Raw genomic sequence first — 17,237 nt, forward strand, 5'->3', positions numbered from 1 at the left:
ATGACAGGCCGCGCAGTCGTCACAGGTGTCGGGCACTATCTGCCTGAACGCATCGTTCCCAATTCCGAGTTCGAAGCGACGCTTGATACGTCCGATGAATGGATTCGCGCCCGCTCGGGCATCGAGCGGCGCCATTTTGCAGCCGAGGGTGAGACCACCTCGCAACTGGCTGCCAATGCAGCACGCGCCGCTCTGGCCGACGCAGGACTGGACCCCGACGACATCGACGCCATTGTGGTGGCCACATCAACCGCCGACCTGACCTTTCCATCTGCCGCGACCATGGTCCAGTCGGCTCTGGGAATGACCCGCGGCTTTGCGTTTGATGTGCAGGCCGTTTGCGCAGGCTTCGTCTATGCGCTCAGCAATGCAAACGCGCTGATCGTCTCGGGCCAGGCGGATCGCGTGCTGGTGATCGGCGCCGAAACCTTCTCGCGTATCATGGACTGGACGGATCGTTCGACCTGTGTGCTGTTTGGCGATGGTGCCGGGGCACTGGTGCTGGAAAAGCAGGACGGCGCAGGCACCGCCCAGGATCGTGGCATTCTGTCGGTCGATCTGAATTCTGACGGTCGCTACAAGGATCTGCTCTATGTTGATGGCGGCGTATCGACCCATACGACCGGCCATCTGCGCATGCAGGGCAACCAAGTTTTCCGCCATGCCGTTGAAAAACTGGCAAAAACCGCCGAATCGGCTCTGGATAAAGCTGGCCTTGGCAGCGCGGATGTAGATTGGATCGTGCCACATCAGGCCAACATCCGTATCATCCAAGGCACCGCCAAGAAAATGGGCCTGCCCATGGATAAGGTCGTTGTCACTGTTCAGGACCACGGCAACACCTCTGCGGCCTCGATCCCACTGGCTTTGTCTGTGGGCAAGGCGCGCGGTCAGATCAAACAAGGCGACTTGGTTGTCACCGAAGCCATTGGCGGCGGTCTGGCCTGGGGTGCGGTGGTCCTGCGCTGGTGATCCACCACAATTGACCCTGCGGCACCTTGGCGCGATCCGGCGCAAAGTCCCTAACGCAATTCATTGATATTGACAGGGAAATTCCCGACCCCCTATGCTCTGCCAAGAACATGGGGGACGGTATGGGCGAAAAAACACTTACACGCATGGATCTGAGCGAAGCGGTTTTCCGCGAGGTTGGCTTGTCGCGCAACGAAAGCGCGCAGCTGGTGGAAAGCATGCTTGAACATATGTCGGATGCTCTGGTTCGTGGTGAACAGGTAAAGATTTCTTCATTCGGCACATTTAGCGTGCGGGATAAATCGGCCCGCATCGGCCGGAACCCGAAAACGGGCGAGGAAGTGCCAATTCAACCCCGCCGCGTTCTGACCTTTCGGCCTTCGCATTTGATGAAAGACCGGGTCGCGGCTGGAAACCGAAAATAGCTTTAGGAATTAGAACACATGAGCAAATCACCTGACGCCTTTCGCACCATCAGCGAAGTTGCGGATTGGCTGGGGATACAGGCCCATGTGTTGCGATTCTGGGAAAGCAAGTTCACCCAAGTCAAACCGGTTAAGCGCGCAGGTGGCCGCAGGTATTATCGCCCGGCAGACATGTTGTTACTTGGCGGTATCAAGCGTCTTTTGCACGATGACGGGCTGACCATCAAAGGCGTTCAGAAGATCCTGCGCGAACAAGGCGTCTCGCATGTCTCTGAGCTGTCGCAGGGTTTGGATGAAACCGCTGCCGCTGCCCCGGTAGAAGCAGACGACACGGTTGTTCATCTGCATGCTCACCCTGTCGGGGATGACGCAGACGACGGGCAGATTGGCTTGGACCTGCCAGAACCGGACGCTTCGGAAGAAGCACCTGTTCAAGAGCTGCCGTCGTTCCTGACCAAACCGTCGAGAATCAAAACCGAATTGCCGGCTGAAGCCGAACCGCAGCAAGCGTCCCTGGAAATCGAACCGACCGAAGAGGCCGCCGAGGTCATTGAAGAGAAAGTCACCTCTCCCGCCGCTGCAGAATCAACTGAAGGCGACTCTGTAGAGGCTGTAATGGGTGAGGTTGATACAGTCGACGCACCGCTCAAGCCGATCCTTGTCACCGTCGCTGACGTACCTGCTGACGACCAGATCGAAGCGGACGCTGGTCTGCTGTCCAGGCTGACGGCCCTTGAAACATTGACGCCCAATCAGCTGGGTGGCGTGAAACATGTAGCGGTCGAGTTGCGTGCTTGGGTCGAGCAACAAGAGGCAATTTCGGCTGGATGAAAAAAGGCAATGATTTCCTCTTGCCCCTGCCGTGAAAACCGTTATGAAGCCCACATCGTCGGGCTATGGCGCAGCCTGGTAGCGCGTCCGTCTGGGGGACGGAAGGTCGCAGGTTCGAGTCCTGCTAGCCCGACCAAATCACACCGACGATACAATCTGAGGCGACCCCGAATGGGGAGCCGGACCGGGTGCCGGGGCCTCTGCCAAGGGGGAGAGGCTGGATGACAGGCGTGTGTCCAAATCAGCAAATCGAGACCATGATCGCCAATGGCGCCATCGGGGCCGAGGTTGGCGTTCTGCCTGAACAAATCCAACCTGCAAGCCTGGATCTGCGTTTGGGCACAGTGGCTTACCGCGTGCGTGCCTCGTTCCTGGCTGGCGACGGAAACACCGTCGCCGAACGGCTAAGCGAGTTCGAGATGCACCGCATCGACCTTCGCCAGGGCGCGGTTCTGGAGAAGGGCTGCGTCTATTTGGTCCCTCTGCTCGAGTCATTGAACTTGCCCGACGACATGAGTGCCGTTGCCAACGCCAAAAGCTCCACCGGGCGGCTCGATCTGCTGACGCGGACAATCACCGACGGCGGGACCGAATTCGACCGCGTGCCAGCAGGCTACACAGGGCCGCTCTATGCCGAAATCTGCCCCCGCTCATTCTCGGTTCTGGTTCGGCCGGGCATGCGGCTTAACCAGATCAGATTCCGGCAGGGCCAGGCAGTTCTGTCAGACGATGAATTGACCGCGCTGCACGCGCAAACGCCGCTGGTGGATGGCGACGCTGTGATTCAGGACGGCTTGGGCTTTTCAGTCGATTTGCGCCTAAAAGACACCGATTTGGTGGGCTATCGTGCCAAACCCCATACCGGTGTCATCGACCTGGACCGGATCGGGCAATACGACCCGGCAGAGTACTGGGAAGAGGTTCGCAGTTCGGACGGGCGCATCATCTTGGACCCTGGCGCCTTTTACATTCTGGTCAGCCGCGAGGCCGTGCACATTCCACCCCAATACGCCGCTGAAATGGCGCCTTATCTGGCGATGGTCGGGGAATTCCGGGTGCACTATGCAGGCTTCTTCGATCCGGGGTTCGGCCATGCCGCAGCAGGCGGCACCGGCTCACGCGGCGTGCTTGAAGTCCGCTGTCACGAGGCACCATTTGTTCTGGAACATGGCCAAGTGGTCGGACGGTTAGTTTACGAGAAGATGTCGGAGCTGCCCACCCAGCTTTACGGATCAGGCATTGCATCGAACTATCAGGGACAGGGCCTGAAGCTGTCCAAACACTTCAAAAGCGCCTGATACGATCTGCTAGGATTGATTGTTCTGACGCGCTGCGCGCCGCGCTTGACGGATGGCGCGAATGCGTTCGCGTTCAATCTGCTCGGGCGTGGGTTCAGTCTCGACCTTGGGGTTGGCGGATTTGGGCGGCTTCGGGGGCTTGGGGCGGCCGATCTTGGACGCGGCATCAAACCCGGCATTCACCCCGGTATTGATCAAGCGACGCATCACCGTCCGCATGATCATGTTGATAATCTGGTTCGTGTTCATGGCTTTTGCCTTTGGTGTCTGCTCGCGCGCAGTTTACACGATTTCCACCCGTTTTCCACGGCCCATAGGTCACTCTTCTTCAAAGAGCTCGGGCTGGCCGTCATCTCCGTCTTCCTCGCGGCGGTCATCCCCCAGAGGCATTGACCCCGGTGGTGGGCGGTTTTCCAACAATCCAGCGGCACGCAGCTCCTTGAGACCCGGCAAATCGCGCGCGCTTTCCAATCCAAAATGGTCCAGGAACACTGGCGTGACCACAAAGGTCACCGGTCGGCCCGGCGTCATTCTCCGGCGCCCCAACCGAACCCATTCCATTTCAATCAACTGGTCGATAGTACCACGCGACACCGACACGCCGCGGATCTCTTCGATTTCAGCCCGTGTACAGGGTTGATGATAGGCGATGATTGCCAAGGTCTCGATCGCGGCCCTGCTCAGCTTGCGGGTCTCAACTGTTTCCTTTTGCATCAAAAAACCCAGATCCGGAGCCGTGCGCATGGCCCAGGCCTCGCCGACACGGACAACGCGCACGCCGCGTCCCTCATACCGGCTGCGAAGATGTTCCAGAGCCTGGCCCGCATCACAGCCATGCGGCATGCGGTGCTCAAGATCGCGCACGGTTACGGGCTCGGCGCTGGCAAACAGCACCGCTTCGACCATACGTTCCTGTTCGGCCATGGGCGGCGCCTCGAACAGGCTGTCGATTGCGTCTTCTGTTTTGTCCGTCACGCGTCATCTTTCCTTTTGCGAAGATGGATCGGGGCAAATGTATCGGACTGTTTGATTTCCAAATGCCCCTCTTTGACCAGCTCAAGCGAGGCGGCAAAGGTCGCCGCAGTCGCTGATCGCCGCCGCATAGGGTCCGCGCCCCAGCCATCGGGCAGATAGCTGACCATATCGGTCCAACTGCCCGCAAAGCCTATCAGGCCCCGCATCCGGTCCAGCGCCTGTTCCATGGTAAAGACCGAATCCCGGTCCATCACAAAGGGGCGGAATTCATCGCGGGTGCGGATCCGGGCATAGCCCTGCATCAAATCCAGCAGGGTTGCGGAATAGGTCACGGTCCGGATGCGGGTCACATCCTCGCCCTGCCCGCGCGCAAAAAAATCGCGCCCCAACCGATCCCGTGCCATTAGCCGGGCGGCAGAATCACGCATGGCTTGCAGGCGTTCCAGTTGGAAGGCCAGATGCGCGGCCAGCTCTTCGCCCGTTGGCCCCTCTTCCGAAGGGTCCGGCGGCAGCAGCAGACGCGATTTCAGAAAAGCCAGCCAGGCCGCCATCACCAGATAGTCTGCGGCCAGTTCGATCCGCAGTTCCTTAGCCTTTTCGACAAAGGCCAGATATTGCCGCGCCAGTTCCAAAACCGAGATTTTGCGCAGATCCACCTTTTGAGTGCGCGACAGGGTCAACAGCACATCCAGCGGTCCCTCGAACCCGTCCACGTCGACGATCAGCGCCTCGGCTGCAAGCCGTTCGGCCACCGATGTCTGATCTTCGGTGAAAAGGTTATCCGTCATACACCTGCCCGTTCATGAGCTGAGATAGTTCCGCCTCGGCGGCCCCTATGTCAAGCTCATCGGGCTCGTGACGCGCCGCCAGGGCGCGGTCAGCGCGGATTTGCGCGGTATCCGTCATCTCACCGGCGGCCTCTGCTGCCTCGGCGCGATCTGATAGCGGGCCATTGCAATGCAGAACCACATCGCAACCGGCAGCAATCGAGGCGCGCGAGCGCTCGGCCAGCGTCCCCTCTAGCGCCTGCATCGAGATGTCGTCGGTCATGATCAGCCCGTCAAAGCCAATGTCTTCGCGGATCAACTGCATCATGCGCGGCGATACGGTCGCTGGTTGCGGATCGATGCGGTCATAGACCAAATGCGCCGTCATTCCCAAAGGCAGATCATTTAGCGCGCGAAACGGCTCGAAATCGGTATCGAACAACTCTTCGGGGTCCTGATCGACATGCGGCAGGTCATAGTGGCTGTCGAGCGTCGCGCGGCCGTGTCCAGGGATGTGCTTTATGATGGGCAACACGCCCCCATCCAGATGCGCATCTGCCACGGCCCGGCCCAGGGGCGATACCTCGGCTGCCGTTTGGCCATAGCAGCGATTGCGCAGGAATTCGTGGGTTTCGTCGAACGCGATGTCGACCATCGGCGCGCAATTGCTGTCGATGCCCATAGACAAAAGCTCATGCGCGATCAGCCGATACCGCAGATACATGGCCCGCGCAGCGTTGCCCCCGGCAATCTGTGCATGATCCAGCGGCGGCAGCCACTGCCGCGCCAGCGGTGGGCGGAGGCGCTGCACCCGCCCGCCCTCTTGGTCGATGGTGATCGGGCAATTGTAGCCCACCGTGTCGCGAAACTCGGTACATAGCGCGCGGATCTGATCGGCGCTGTCAATGTTGCGGGCAAACAGGATGAACCCAAAAGGCTTTACCGCGCGATAGAGCGCTTTTTCCTCAGCCGTCAGCCGCAGCCCTTCGGCCCCAAGGATCGAAGCGCCAAACCTCATCGAGTGGTGACCGGGATACAGTCGGCGCGTTCGGCCACCAGGGCCGAACAAAACCGGCGCGCATCGCTTAGGTCATCAAAGCCCATGGCGCGCAGACGATAGAAAGTGCGCCCCCCGCTGCTGGCCTTTTGTATCACCCGCTTTTTGCCATCCATGTAGTCGCCGAACCGGCTGTTCAAACGGTCCCATTCCGCACGCGCGACCTCGGGTGTGTCATAGGCGCCAAGCTGGGCCAGGCGCGTGCCAACCGGCAAGCCTTCGGGGTCGACGTCCAGACCGGCGGCGGTTTCCACGGCGGCATTGATGGCTGCATTCAGCGTGGCGGTTTCTGCCGCGCTGGACGGTACCGCCCGCGCCGGACGCACCTGCGGGCGCAGGGATTGCCGTACACCGGGTGCATTCAAGACCGCCGGATCGGGTTGCAGCGCGGCCAGATCGGCGGGATCGATGGCCACTTCTTCTTCGATCACATCAGTCAGAGAAACAGGGCTGGGTTGTACTATTGAGGCCAGTTGAGTTGTCTCTGCCGCGTCTTGATCACTGTCTTGGATCAGTGGCTCGACCCCCTGGGTCAGCTCTGCCACCAAGGCATCCACAGCGCCATTTTGAAACGATGTCACAGCCTCGTCAGACAAGGACACGGGTTGATCCGAAGTTTGCAGCGACACCGGCGTCGGCTCCAGATCGCCCATCGGGGCGTCGTCTTCGCTAAGCGATACAGGCTTTGGCGCCAGAACCAGACGGTCGGGCGGCGGGGCAGCCGTACCTTGCGCCGCAACTGTGTTGACCGCCAGGCCCTGATGATCGGCAGGTGTCCCGCCTGGGTTGGCAGGTTGCACCCGCATCGGCCCTTCGATGGCGCGTACAACCGGCACGCCGCTGACATCGCGGCTGACCAGTTTGTACCCCCAGATGCCCACGCCGACCACCAACGCCACAGAGGCGACCGCCCCCATCAACGCGGCGATCTGGCCGAATTTCCCTGATTCACCCTCGGGTTCGGGATAGGTGTCCTCAACATATTCCGACGCCTCCAATTGGGGCATCTGATAGGTGTAATTCACCTGTTGCGGGGGCACCTGCCCCGAATAATCAAAACTAGCCATGTCCGCCTCACTGCCCCGATTGCACGGACGTTGCCGTGCTCAGGTTCTCTTGTCGTCTGCCTCAGACCGGCGGCTTGGCGAGTTTTTTTATCGCATTTCTTGCGCCGGTTTCACCCCAAGAATACCAAGGCCAGCCGAAATCACAACGGCAACTGTCTGTGCCAACGCAATTTTTGCCTGACTTGTGGCGGCATCGCCATCCTGGATGAATCGCAGCTCGTGCAATTCGTTGCCACGGTTCCAAAGCGCGTGGAAATCGCCTGCCAATTCATACAGGTAGAAGGCAACGCGATGCGGCTCGTTGGTGCGGGCGGCGATCTCGACCAGGCGTGGCCATTCGGCCAGCTTCTTGGCCACCGCCAGCTCGGCCTCGTGCCCCACTTTGCCAAGATCCGCTGCTTTCAAAGTGGCTTCATCCGTAGCAATCCCCGCCTCGGCGGCACGACGCAGAACACTTTGTATCCGGGCGTGCGCATACTGCACATAGAACACCGGGTTCTCTCGGCTCTGCTCCAGCACCTTGTCGAAATCGAAATCGAGCGAGGCGTCGTTCTTGCGCGTGAGCATCACGAAACGGGTCACATCCGAGCCGACCTGATCGACCACATCGCGCAAGGTTACAAAGTTGCCTGCACGCTTGGACATCTTGAATGGCTCGCCGTTTTTCCACAGTTTCACCAGTTGCGTCAGCTTGATGTCCAGCGGCACCTTGCCATCGGACAGGGCCGAAACAGCCGCTTTCATCCGCTTGACATAGCCACCATGGTCGGCGCCAAACACATCAATAAGCTCGTCGAAGCCTCTGGAAACCTTATCGAAATGATATGCGATGTCCGGTGCAAAGTAAGTCCAGCTGCCATCGGATTTCTTGACCGGGCGGTCGACGTCATCGCCATGTTCGGTCGATTTGAACAGGGTCTGCTCGCGCGGTTCCCAATCCTCGGGCTTTTTGCCCTTGGGCGGCTCCAGCACGCCCTCATAGATCAGGCCCTTGGCATCCAGGCTTTCCAACGCGGCCTCGATCAGGCCCGTGCCATAGAGAGATTTTTCCGAGAAGAAGACATCCATCTTTACGCCAAGCTGCAACAGGTCCGCGCGGATCAGATCCATCATCGCGTCGGTGGCAAAGTTTCGGATTTCTTCCAACCAAACATCTTCGCCCTTGCCGACATAGGCGTCGCCCACCTTGTCCTTGAGCGTCTGACCAACCTCGACCAGATATTCGCCCGGATAGGTGCCATCGGGGAATTCAACCGCTTTACCGTGCGCCTCAAGATACCGCAGGTACACAGACCGCGCCAGAACATCGACCTGCGCGCCGCCATCGTTAATGTAATACTCGCGGGTCACGTCATAGCCCGAATAGTCCAACAGGCTCGCCAGAGCATCGCCAAAGACCGCGCCGCGGGTGTGGCCCACGTGCAACGGACCGGTGGGGTTGGCCGAGACATATTCGACGTTGACCTTTTTGCCCTGCCCCATGTCAGAGCGACCGTACGCCGTGCCCTGCTCAAGAACCGCGGACAGAACACCGTGCCAGGCCGCATCCGCCAGACGCAGATTCAGGAAACCCGGGCCAGCAACCTCGGCCGAGGTCACGCGCGCATCATCGGCCAGTTTGGCTGCCAGAGCATCGGCAATGTCGCGCGGCTTCATCTTGGCGGGCTTGGCCAGCACCATGGCCGCGTTGGTGGCCATGTCACCATGGGCGGCGTCACGCGGCGGCTCGACCGCGACATTGTCAAAGCTCAGCCCCTCGGGAAGGGTCCCTTCGGCCTGCATTTGCGCAAGCGCGTCCAGCACGAGGCTGCGGATCTCGGAAAACAGGTTCATTGCGATGTCCTTTTGCTTGGGTGGCGGTTTACCACGCAAAGCGCCAAGGTCAATGTCAGCACGCACAAGGTTTCACTTGGCCTGTGCCATTTCCCGGTTAGGGTCGGGACAGATCAACCGATTGGAGCTTTTCATGACATTTGCACGAACTGCGGCCCTGTGCGTCGCCTTGCTGTCCCCCCTGCCCGCCGTGGCAGAGATCGCCGCGCCCACAGGCCCTGTTTTGGTGACATTGGGTGGTGCGGTTGGCGAAAGCAACCTACCCGCGCGCGGTGCGGATGATGGCGGATTGTTCGGGTTTCTCGAGGTGGAATATGACGCAGCCGTTGGTCTGGATACGGCCATGTTGAGCAGCTTGACGCAACACACGATCTCGATCCCCTACGGACCTGAAGACAACCAACGGGACTATGCGTTTTCGGGGCCTGCTTTGGCGGATGTAATGACCATGGCTGGTGCCAACGGGAAAACGGCCCTGCCTATGGCAATGGACAGCTACCAGGCCGAAATCCCCTGGGACATGATCGCGCGTCTGAATCCGATCTTGGCCACCCATGCGGACGGGATGCCGATGGGGGTTGGTGGATACGGTCCGACAATGGTCGTCTTTCCACCCACCGACAATGCCGAGGACGCCGAGGCCATCCCCGCCAAACAGGTCTGGGCCATCGCTTATATCGGGATCCAGTAATCAGACCCGTGCAGGATCGCTCCCGGTCAGCCGCGCGTGATCCTGCAGCGCAAAGCGATCAGTCATGCCCGCGATGTAGTCGGAAACGATCCGGGCCAGTGCGATTTCGCTGTCGGCTGCCTCGATGTCCGCGTGCCAGCGTGCGGGCATCTGCTTGGGATCGTTCAAATAAATCGGGAACAGCTCTTCGACGACCTTGGACACTTCGGCCCGCTTCACCATCACCGACGGCGCGCGGTACATGCGGGTGAACAGGAACTCGCGGATCACTTTGAGTTGTGCCCAAAGCTGAGGTGAGAACTGTACCACCGGATAACCCAGCAGGCGCACATCTTCGACGCTTTCAGCACCGGAGCCTGCCAACAACGTCCGAGAAGTGTCGATCACATCACTCACCATCACGCCAAACACACGCCGCAGCGCCTCGTGTCGGCGACGATAGGCGTCAGTATCGGGATACATCCGGTCCACCTCGGCATAACAGTCGCCCACGATGGGCAGTCCGGCAATCTCGTCATCGGTGAACAGCTCAGCCCGCAACCCGTCGTGCAGATCGTGGTTGTTGTAAGCGATGTCGTCCGACAGCGCGGCCACCTGCGCCTCGGCACTGGCATGCGTGTGCAATTCCAGATCAAATCCGGTGTTGCATTCAGCCAGGGCCCAGGGCAGTTCACCGGTTACAGGCCCGTTGTGTTTTGCAATCGCCTCAAGGGTTTCCCAGGTCAAATTCAACCCGTCGAACTCGGCATAGTGCCGTTCAAGGCTGGTAACGATGCGGATGGCCTGTGCGTTGTGATCAAACCCGCCATAGGGCAGCATCACTTCGTGCAGCGCATCCTCGCCCGTGTGGCCAAAGGGCGTGTGGCCCAGATCATGAGCCAGCGCCACCGCTTCGGTCAGTTCGGGGTTCAACCCCAAAGCGCCCGCGATTGTGCGCGCCACCTGCGCCACCTCGATCGAATGCGTCAGCCGGGTGCGGTAATTGTCGCCCTCATGTTCGACAAAGACCTGTGTCTTGTGCTTGAGCCGCCGAAACGCGCTTGCATGAATGATACGATCCCGGTCCCGCATAAAGCAGGAGCGGAAACTGCTCTCCTCCTCAGGAACCAAACGCCCCCGCGCCCGGTCCGGATCCGAGGCAAAACCTGCCCTCATGTGCAGCCTCGTCCTTGTCGCCTGTCCTTGAGACTTCTATATTGCACAACGCAGCATAAAGAAACCGTTGGAGTCCGGCATGAATCTGCCTCCCAAAGTCACAGACCGCGCCTTTGCCCGCCTTGCCGAAATTGGCGCGTCCGATCAGGGCCAAGCCCTGCGCGTGGCCGTCGAAGGTGGCGGATGCTCGGGCTTTCAGTACGAGATTGCGCTGGACGCACCCGGCACCGACGATCTGATCCTTGAGGGTCAGGGTGAAAAGGTTGTCGTTGATGCTGTTTCGCTTCCATTTCTGGAAAACGCGGTGATCGATTTCACCGAAGAACTGATCGGCGCGCGCTTTGTAATCGAGAACCCAAACGCTACATCTTCTTGCGGTTGCGGGACATCATTCTCGATGTAAAACAGATAATTACGGATCTGTTTTAAAGTTACGAACAAAGGTATCCTCTGTGTGTTCCGGGGCAAACTGCTCCCACACCAGATAGAGGCCCGAGGCCATGACAATGGCCACGCCCAGAAGGGTTGCGGTTGTCGGCAATTCGCCAAAGAACACCGCGCCCAGAATCACCATCCAGACAAATTGCAGGTTCATCAGCGGCGTGACCACATAGACCGCAAGGTTACGCAGCGACAGGACCAGAACCCAGCGGGCCGAAAACAGCACGGCGGCGTAGACGACAACCCATGCCAGATCAGAAAGCGGCATCGGCACCCAGACAAAGGGCAGCGCCGCCCCCATCGCAACAAAAAGTGCCAGGTTCGGATAGAACACCTGCGCCAGCACGTTCGACTCATGTCGCCCGATGTAGCGCGACATCACGATCGAAAGCGTTCCGAACACGGCCGCGCCCAGGCCAAACAGATGGCCGTTTGTGATCGCCTGCAGACCTCCGGGGAATAGGCTGAGCACCCCGACAAACCCCGCGGTCAACGCAAACCACGCTGAAGGGCGCACTTGCTCGCGCAGGATCAGGCCAGACATCAGCCCCGACAACAGCGGCATCAACCCGATGAACAGAAAGACATCGGCCAGTGGCAGTGCCCCAAAGGCATTGAAAAAACAAACCGCTGCCAGCACCGTGGCCCCTGACCGCACCGCCATGGCCCAAGGGCTGCGGGTACGCAGACCCTGTTGCTGCGACGGCAAGCGATCCACCAACAGGCTGAGCGCCACAACAATCAGCCCGGACAGGCAAAAGAGTTGCGGAGCAGCGTAGCCGCCCGCAATCAGTTTGGTGATCGCGTCGGCGGATGAAATCAGAATGGTGTATAGCGCGACCAGAGCCGCGCCAATCAGTGAGGCCTTCATAGGGTAACCCCACGCAAACCCGTTCGGGAGAAGGCGTTGAAAAAGCTTTCGAATTTGTCAGTGCTCTCTTCAGCCTCGGCCAGGATGTCATGACCTATCTCGCTCAGAGAACGCTCCACCCGCAAGCGCATCACACTCCAATCGTCGCTGCGGCTGTCCTCGAGCTGGAACAGGCATTCCGACATGTCCCGCAGCGGTCCCGGCCAGTGGGTGGCGCGATGAAAGCTCATCCGAGTGTCGCCCGCGGTATGTTTGAATACCTCTTGTCCGGACGTGGCCAGCAACCAGTTGCAGACGAAATAATCGTGGTAATCATCCTGCGGATCTGCATGATCCTCGGTTTGGATGGCAAACCGCGTTACTTCACGTTCGATCCAACCCTCCCAAATCGGTGACGGCGTGGCCCCGGCATAGCGCAGGGCGACACAGACCTCGGCCAAAAGATCGGCATTTTGATCGAGATAGGCCAATAGTCCGGCATACTCCAAGCTGGTGATCGCCTGTTCAGACACCTGAGGATCCCGGCGGCCGTATTCGCTCAGATAAAACAGGATGTGGGTCAGTTCATACGCTGCCTTCTTATTGGGCAGCGCAAAAGTTTCAGAACGGTTAACAAAGGCGTGCAGACGTTCGGTCAGACCGTCATCAGATCCGCTGTCCACCCCACGCCGCGATAACAAACGCCGCGCCTCGGCGCGTTGCAAGTCCGACAATTCAGCCTGGGCCAGCCCCTCGCGGGCGATCCAATGACACAGGGCCTCTCCCTTGGTGCCGCGCATCCCCAGATCTTCTAGATCGAGGCAGATCGACAGAAGAAAACGATAGTATTGAGGGAAAAACCCCAGCCGCTGTTCGATCCGGTCATAGAACCCCTGATGCGGGGTCAGGGCGTCATCGGTCAGGGACAAACCGGTGCATTCCAGTATATTCAGCAGCTCTGCGTTCTCTTTCAGCCAGAACACATCGTCGCCGAACCTCCGGTGGCGGGCGAACCCGGCCACCAGATTGGCATTGCGCACTTTCGGGTCCAGACGTTGAACAGGCGCGTTCAGGTGGATCACATTTGTCATGGGGTGGTCTCCGTTTCAAATGGCGTTACCTGAACGCCCCTGTTTCAACTTCTAAGGTACGTGCGCGTCAGATCAGCTGCCCGACGAGAACATGTGGGTGCCGTCGCCCGCGGTGGTGTCGGCCTTGGCAACCGGAGCCGAGCCTGAGGAGAACATCTGCGTGCCTTCGCCTGCGGTGGCATCTGCGCTGGCCGATGGCGCAGAGCCGGACGAGAAAATCTGTGTGCCTTCACCCGTGGTCGCATCGGCACTGGCGGCAGGGGCCGAACCCGACGAAAACATCTGCGTCCCCTCACCGGTGGTCGCGTCCGCGCTTGCCGACGGGGCAGAACCGGACGAGAACATCTGCGTGCCTTCACCAGTGATCACATCTGCTGTGGCTGCAGGGGCCGAACCCGACGAGAACATTTGCACCAGGTCACCAGCTGTGGCAGAGGTGGTTACAGGCGCGGAGCCCGACGAGAACATCTCGACCGCGTCGCCTGTGATGGCCTCGGTGGTCAGGGTGGGCGCAGAACCGGACGAGAACATTTCGGTCGCGTCACCGCCAAATGCATCGGTGGTCATTGTGGGGGCAGAGCCGGACGAAAACATGGCAGTGCCCTCGCCATCAAACAGGCTGTTACGGCCAGTGATCAGAGCTTCGGTAGTTGCGGTGATCTTGTGCTGAGCAGACATCGTAAGTTCCTCATTTTGCGAAGTTGAATGCCCTTTCACGCTTGCAGCTTAACCGGGAGTCTCAAACTGGTTTTTCAATCTGAGGCTGTGAGTAACAAAAGTTATCCACATTAAGAAAATTGGGCAGAATTATGGCAAAATTGGACTCTTGATTTTTCCGACATCGAACACAAAATCTTATCCACAGGCCTGATTTTGATGAGTTTTTATCACTTTCTACCCATGATTGAATTCGAATCACATAACACATTGGCCACATTTCCGCCCCATTCCGACCGAATCTCCCAACCCGATTCCCCCAAAATCCAACGCTTGCCCTCCCCCCCCTACATCGGCGATAGATCAAACCGCAGTCAGCCGGAGATCGCCCATGAAAATCGCCACGTTCAACATCAACGGCATCAAAGCCCGGGCTCAGGCCCTGCCCGCCTGGCTCGACGAGGCGCAGCCGGACGTCGTGCTGCTGCAAGAGATCAAAACCGTAGACGAGGCATTTCCCCGCGAGCTGTTCGAAGAGCGCGGCTATAATGTCGAGACCCACGGGCAAAAGAGTTTCAACGGGGTGGCGATCCTGTCGAAGCTGCCGCTCGAGGATGTCTCACGCGGGTTGCCGGGCGATGACAGCGACGAACAGGCCCGCTGGATCGAGGCGACCGTGGTGGGCAAACAGGCGCTGCGCATCTGTGGGCTTTATCTGCCCAATGGCAACCCGGTTGAATTGCAAGAGGATGGCTCGCCCGTGCCCGGCGGTAAATACGACTACAAACTGCGCTGGATGGACAGGCTGCACACCCGCGCACAAGAGCTGTTGGCGGACGAGATCCCTGCCCTGATGGCGGGAGATTACAACATCATCCCGCAGGCCGAGGATGCCAAACGCCCCGAAGCCTGGACCGAGGATGCGCTGTATCGCCCTGAGAGCCGCGCCGCTTATCGCCGGATCGTGAACCTGGGCTTCACCGAAGCCTTCCGCGCCCGCACCCAAGGTCCGGGGCATTATTCGTTCTGGGACTATCAGGCCGGGGCCTGGAACCGCAACGATGGCATTCGCATCGACCATTTCCTGCTGACACCCACGGCGGCCGACCTGCTGCAAGAATGCCAGATCGACGCCGAAGTACGCGGGCGCGAGAAACCGTCAGATCACGTGCCGGTCTGGGTCGAGCTTGATCTCTGATCCGTCACATCGTGGCGATAGAGCCAGTCAAACTGTCTGACCATCTTTTCGGGCGCAAACCGCCCCATCACGCGCATGGCCGTGTGCGCGGCAAAGCGAAGGGGCGGAAAGCTCAGGTGGTATTTCCAAGCGTTGCCATTGGCAGCCTCGATCACGCGGACGGCGCGATCGCGGCGGCGGCTTTGATAAAGCTCCAGACCCTCGGCTTGTGATCCGGCCTTGGCAAGGCTGTCGACCAGCGTCCAGGCATCTTCGAAGGCAAGATTGGCGCCCTGTGCCAGAAACGGCAGCGTCGGATGCGCAGCATCCCCAAGAATAGCCAGGCCGTCCCCATGCCAGTGCTCGGCCACTGGATGGCGAAACAAACCCCACAGATGTACTTGATCAACGTAGTCGAGCAGGTGTTTCGCCTGTCCGCCAAAGTCCCGGAACACCTCGCGCAGGGCCTCCGGGTCGTCTTGATGGTTCCACCCTTCGGCGACCCAGGCGGCGCGCTCTTGCACCGCAACGATGTTGACCAGATCGCCGCCCCGCAGCGGGTAACACACCAAATGCCGATGCGGCGCCATAAAGACCTGCGCCTGTGGCCCCAGCCCCAAATTGTTGGGCACGGTTGCGCGCCAGGCCACCTGGCCGGTGAACTGCGGCTCGGCCTCACCATTCAGAGCCACGCGGGCCTTGGAATGCAGCCCGTCCGCGCCTACGATCAGATCCGCCTGCATCTGCGCGCCATTGGCCAGCGATACGGCAGGCACGCGCCCTGGCACCACCTGATCAACCTTTTGCAGCAGCCGCACATGCACGCCCGCCTTGCGCACAGCCGTGGCCAGCACGCCGATCAAATCGGCCCGGTGCACAAACAGATAGGTTTGATCGGCAGCATGACGGGCCAGATCCAATGCCACCACAGGCGCGCCCCGCCGATAGTCGCGCAATTGAACCGTCTCGGCCTTGACCGACCGCCGCGCCAAATCGTCCGCCAGGCCAAGCGCGTGCAAAACCGCGCCTCCATTGGGGCTGATCTGCAGACCGGCGCCGACCTCGGTGATGGCTTCGGCCTGTTCCAGCACGGTAACATCCGCACCGCGCTGTCGAAACGCAAGTGCCGCGGCCAGACCGCCGACGCCTGCCCCAACAACGATGATCTTTTGACCGTTCAGTTCCATACAGGCCTCTTGAACCGAAAAACGCCGGAGCAACAGGCCCCGGCGTTTTGATCTTGCAATCCGCGACTGGACCTCAGTCGTCGCGGTGAACTTTTTCGCGCCGCTCGTGCCGCTCCTGAGCCTCAAGGCTCATGGTAGCAATCGGACGGGCGTCCAGACGTTTGAGCGAGATGGGCTCGCCCGTTACGTCGCAGTAACCATATTCACCCTCGTCGATCCGGCGCAGGGCGCTGTCGATCTTGGCAACCAGCTTGCGCTGACGATCCCGGGTTCGCAATTCCAGCGCGCGGTCAGTCTCCTCACTGGCGCGGTCGGCAACATCAGGGATGTTGCGCGTGCTGTCCTGCAGACCTTCGATGGTGTCACGGCTTCCCGCCAGAAGTTCATTTTTCCAATTGAGCAGCTTGCGGCGGAAATACTCAAGCTGACGATCATTCATAAAAGGTTCATCTTCGGCCGGACGGTAGTCCTCCGGCAGAAAAACTTCCTGCTTCATCTTGGCTCCCTCGGTATGGCCCACAACGTCCGTCATCTTGCTTCTCCAGACATTTGGCTCCCCCTTCTGCCGCAGCATTTATCTGACGCTAATAAGAATGTCACTACACAAACACAATCCGGGATCGGGGAACGGCCGAGCTGTGACAAAACCGGGTCAAACCCCAATTTAATTGGCCATTCTGCCCACCATTGTTTACCCAATGGTTACTGCCTGTTTCCTCAGGTGGCCGAAATTCGCAGTCATTTGGCCGAACTGAACTCTCAC

Annotated in this window: 19 protein-coding genes and 1 tRNA gene; 8 read left to right on the top strand and 12 right to left on the bottom strand. The window is 59.7% G+C overall.

The window, feature by feature from the left end:
- From TRL7639_RS11555 to TRL7639_RS11575, 5 genes are all read left to right on the top strand, one after another.
- On the top strand, positions 1 to 972 hold the full coding sequence (locus TRL7639_RS11555) for a beta-ketoacyl-ACP synthase III (RefSeq protein WP_085795809.1): 972 nt from the start codon (positions 1 to 3) through the stop codon (positions 970 to 972).
- 122 nt (positions 973 to 1,094) lie between these two features.
- Positions 1,095 to 1,397, top strand: a complete 303-nt coding sequence (gene ihfA / locus TRL7639_RS11560) for an integration host factor subunit alpha (RefSeq protein WP_085796394.1) — start codon at positions 1,095 to 1,097, stop codon at positions 1,395 to 1,397.
- 18 nt (positions 1,398 to 1,415) lie between these two features.
- Positions 1,416 to 2,228: a MerR family transcriptional regulator gene (locus TRL7639_RS23345; protein WP_085795810.1), complete on the top strand. Its 813-nt coding sequence runs from the start codon at positions 1,416 to 1,418 to the stop codon at positions 2,226 to 2,228.
- A gap of 59 nt (positions 2,229 to 2,287) precedes the next feature.
- Positions 2,288 to 2,364, top strand: a tRNA-Pro gene (locus TRL7639_RS11570).
- 85 nt (positions 2,365 to 2,449) lie between these two features.
- Positions 2,450 to 3,526 (top strand): 2'-deoxycytidine 5'-triphosphate deaminase, encoded by a 1,077-nt coding sequence (locus TRL7639_RS11575; protein WP_085795811.1) that lies wholly within the window; start codon positions 2,450 to 2,452, stop codon positions 3,524 to 3,526.
- A gap of 9 nt (positions 3,527 to 3,535) precedes the next feature.
- Here TRL7639_RS11575 and TRL7639_RS11580 read toward each other — a convergent pair whose 3' ends face one another.
- From TRL7639_RS11580 to argS, 6 genes are all read right to left on the bottom strand, one after another.
- Entirely contained in the window at positions 3,536 to 3,775 is a 240-nt protein-coding gene (locus TRL7639_RS11580; RefSeq protein WP_085795812.1) for a hypothetical protein, read from the bottom strand.
- 69 nt (positions 3,776 to 3,844) lie between these two features.
- Complete coding sequence (gene scpB, locus TRL7639_RS11585) at positions 3,845 to 4,450, bottom strand: SMC-Scp complex subunit ScpB (protein ID WP_085796395.1); 606 nt, start codon at positions 4,448 to 4,450, stop codon at positions 3,845 to 3,847.
- A 47-nt stretch (positions 4,451 to 4,497) separates the two neighbouring features.
- Positions 4,498 to 5,289, bottom strand: coding sequence for a segregation and condensation protein A (locus TRL7639_RS11590; protein WP_085795813.1), 792 nt, complete (start codon positions 5,287 to 5,289; stop codon positions 4,498 to 4,500).
- Positions 5,279 to 6,286 (bottom strand): beta-N-acetylhexosaminidase, encoded by a 1,008-nt coding sequence (gene nagZ, locus TRL7639_RS11595; protein ID WP_085795814.1) that lies wholly within the window; start codon positions 6,284 to 6,286, stop codon positions 5,279 to 5,281. Before nagZ ends, TRL7639_RS11590 begins: the two co-directional genes overlap by 11 nt.
- On the bottom strand, positions 6,283 to 7,392 hold the full coding sequence (locus TRL7639_RS11600; RefSeq protein WP_085795815.1) for an SPOR domain-containing protein: 1,110 nt from the start codon (positions 7,390 to 7,392) through the stop codon (positions 6,283 to 6,285). Before TRL7639_RS11600 ends, nagZ begins: the two co-directional genes overlap by 4 nt.
- A gap of 87 nt (positions 7,393 to 7,479) precedes the next feature.
- Positions 7,480 to 9,225 carry an arginine--tRNA ligase gene (argS, locus tag TRL7639_RS11605; protein ID WP_085796396.1) on the bottom strand — a complete coding sequence of 582 codons (1,746 nt, stop codon included), beginning with the start codon at positions 9,223 to 9,225 and terminating at the stop codon, positions 7,480 to 7,482.
- Between the two features lie 133 nt (positions 9,226 to 9,358).
- Here argS and TRL7639_RS11610 point away from each other — a divergent pair, with 133 nt between their 5' ends.
- Complete coding sequence (locus TRL7639_RS11610) at positions 9,359 to 9,916, top strand: putative pterin-binding protein (protein ID WP_085795816.1); 558 nt, start codon at positions 9,359 to 9,361, stop codon at positions 9,914 to 9,916.
- Here TRL7639_RS11610 and TRL7639_RS11615 read toward each other — a convergent pair whose 3' ends face one another.
- On the bottom strand, positions 9,917 to 11,071 hold the full coding sequence (locus TRL7639_RS11615) for a deoxyguanosinetriphosphate triphosphohydrolase (RefSeq protein WP_085795817.1): 1,155 nt from the start codon (positions 11,069 to 11,071) through the stop codon (positions 9,917 to 9,919).
- A gap of 79 nt (positions 11,072 to 11,150) precedes the next feature.
- Here TRL7639_RS11615 and TRL7639_RS11620 point away from each other — a divergent pair, with 79 nt between their 5' ends.
- Positions 11,151 to 11,474 carry a HesB/IscA family protein gene (locus tag TRL7639_RS11620; RefSeq protein WP_085795818.1) on the top strand — a complete coding sequence of 108 codons (324 nt, stop codon included), beginning with the start codon at positions 11,151 to 11,153 and terminating at the stop codon, positions 11,472 to 11,474.
- 9 nt (positions 11,475 to 11,483) lie between these two features.
- Here TRL7639_RS11620 and TRL7639_RS11625 read toward each other — a convergent pair whose 3' ends face one another.
- From TRL7639_RS11625 to TRL7639_RS11635, 3 genes are all read right to left on the bottom strand, one after another.
- A complete protein-coding gene (locus TRL7639_RS11625; RefSeq protein WP_085795819.1) occupies positions 11,484 to 12,383 on the bottom strand; it encodes a DMT family transporter in 900 nt (299 codons plus the stop codon).
- The gene (locus TRL7639_RS11630; protein ID WP_085795820.1) at positions 12,380 to 13,453 is read right to left on the bottom strand and encodes a DUF6902 family protein; all 1,074 of its coding nucleotides are present in this window, start codon (positions 13,451 to 13,453) and stop codon (positions 12,380 to 12,382) included. The genes TRL7639_RS11625 and TRL7639_RS11630 overlap by 4 nt, the downstream gene beginning before the upstream one ends.
- Before the next feature lie 72 nt (positions 13,454 to 13,525).
- On the bottom strand, positions 13,526 to 14,131 hold the full coding sequence (locus TRL7639_RS11635; RefSeq protein WP_207559657.1) for a DUF6749 family protein: 606 nt from the start codon (positions 14,129 to 14,131) through the stop codon (positions 13,526 to 13,528).
- A gap of 370 nt (positions 14,132 to 14,501) precedes the next feature.
- Here TRL7639_RS11635 and xth point away from each other — a divergent pair, with 370 nt between their 5' ends.
- A complete protein-coding gene (xth, locus tag TRL7639_RS11640) occupies positions 14,502 to 15,308 on the top strand; it encodes an exodeoxyribonuclease III (RefSeq protein WP_085795821.1) in 807 nt (268 codons plus the stop codon).
- On the opposite strand, the gene TRL7639_RS11645 is transcribed toward xth, so the two are convergent.
- Positions 15,275 to 16,474 carry an FAD-dependent monooxygenase gene (locus TRL7639_RS11645; RefSeq protein WP_085795822.1) on the bottom strand — a complete coding sequence of 400 codons (1,200 nt, stop codon included), beginning with the start codon at positions 16,472 to 16,474 and terminating at the stop codon, positions 15,275 to 15,277. The two genes, xth and TRL7639_RS11645, sit on opposite strands and share 34 nt — an antisense overlap.
- Positions 16,475 to 16,547: 73 nt before the next feature.
- Positions 16,548 to 16,970, bottom strand: coding sequence for an RNA polymerase-binding protein DksA (gene dksA, locus TRL7639_RS11650; RefSeq protein ID WP_085796397.1), 423 nt, complete (start codon positions 16,968 to 16,970; stop codon positions 16,548 to 16,550).
- Positions 16,971 to 17,237 lie beyond the last annotated feature (267 nt).

Origin of the sequence: Falsiruegeria litorea R37, from assembly GCF_900172225.1 — a bacterium.
GTDB classification, from domain to species: Bacteria; Pseudomonadota; Alphaproteobacteria; order Rhodobacterales; family Rhodobacteraceae; genus Falsiruegeria; species Falsiruegeria litorea.

Coding starts and splice junctions, on each gene's coding strand:
- TRL7639_RS11555 (WP_085795809.1), top strand. CDS start 1: ATGACAGGCCGCGCAGTCGTCACAGGTGTCGGGCACTATCTGCCTGAA.
- ihfA (WP_085796394.1), top strand. CDS start 1,095: ATGGGCGAAAAAACACTTACACGCATGGATCTGAGCGAAGCGGTTTTC.
- TRL7639_RS23345 (WP_085795810.1), top strand. CDS start 1,416: ATGAGCAAATCACCTGACGCCTTTCGCACCATCAGCGAAGTTGCGGAT.
- TRL7639_RS11575 (WP_085795811.1), top strand. CDS start 2,450: ATGACAGGCGTGTGTCCAAATCAGCAAATCGAGACCATGATCGCCAAT.
- TRL7639_RS11580 (WP_085795812.1), bottom strand. CDS start 3,775: ATGAACACGAACCAGATTATCAACATGATCATGCGGACGGTGATGCGT.
- scpB (WP_085796395.1), bottom strand. CDS start 4,450: ATGGCCGAACAGGAACGTATGGTCGAAGCGGTGCTGTTTGCCAGCGCC.
- TRL7639_RS11590 (WP_085795813.1), bottom strand. CDS start 5,289: ATGACGGATAACCTTTTCACCGAAGATCAGACATCGGTGGCCGAACGG.
- nagZ (WP_085795814.1), bottom strand. CDS start 6,286: ATGAGGTTTGGCGCTTCGATCCTTGGGGCCGAAGGGCTGCGGCTGACG.
- TRL7639_RS11600 (WP_085795815.1), bottom strand. CDS start 7,392: ATGGCTAGTTTTGATTATTCGGGGCAGGTGCCCCCGCAACAGGTGAAT.
- argS (WP_085796396.1), bottom strand. CDS start 9,225: ATGAACCTGTTTTCCGAGATCCGCAGCCTCGTGCTGGACGCGCTTGCG.
- TRL7639_RS11610 (WP_085795816.1), top strand. CDS start 9,359: ATGACATTTGCACGAACTGCGGCCCTGTGCGTCGCCTTGCTGTCCCCC.
- TRL7639_RS11615 (WP_085795817.1), bottom strand. CDS start 11,071: ATGAGGGCAGGTTTTGCCTCGGATCCGGACCGGGCGCGGGGGCGTTTG.
- TRL7639_RS11620 (WP_085795818.1), top strand. CDS start 11,151: ATGAATCTGCCTCCCAAAGTCACAGACCGCGCCTTTGCCCGCCTTGCC.
- TRL7639_RS11625 (WP_085795819.1), bottom strand. CDS start 12,383: ATGAAGGCCTCACTGATTGGCGCGGCTCTGGTCGCGCTATACACCATT.
- TRL7639_RS11630 (WP_085795820.1), bottom strand. CDS start 13,453: ATGACAAATGTGATCCACCTGAACGCGCCTGTTCAACGTCTGGACCCG.
- TRL7639_RS11635 (WP_207559657.1), bottom strand. CDS start 14,131: ATGTCTGCTCAGCACAAGATCACCGCAACTACCGAAGCTCTGATCACT.
- xth (WP_085795821.1), top strand. CDS start 14,502: ATGAAAATCGCCACGTTCAACATCAACGGCATCAAAGCCCGGGCTCAG.
- TRL7639_RS11645 (WP_085795822.1), bottom strand. CDS start 16,474: ATGGAACTGAACGGTCAAAAGATCATCGTTGTTGGGGCAGGCGTCGGC.
- dksA (WP_085796397.1), bottom strand. CDS start 16,970: ATGAAGCAGGAAGTTTTTCTGCCGGAGGACTACCGTCCGGCCGAAGAT.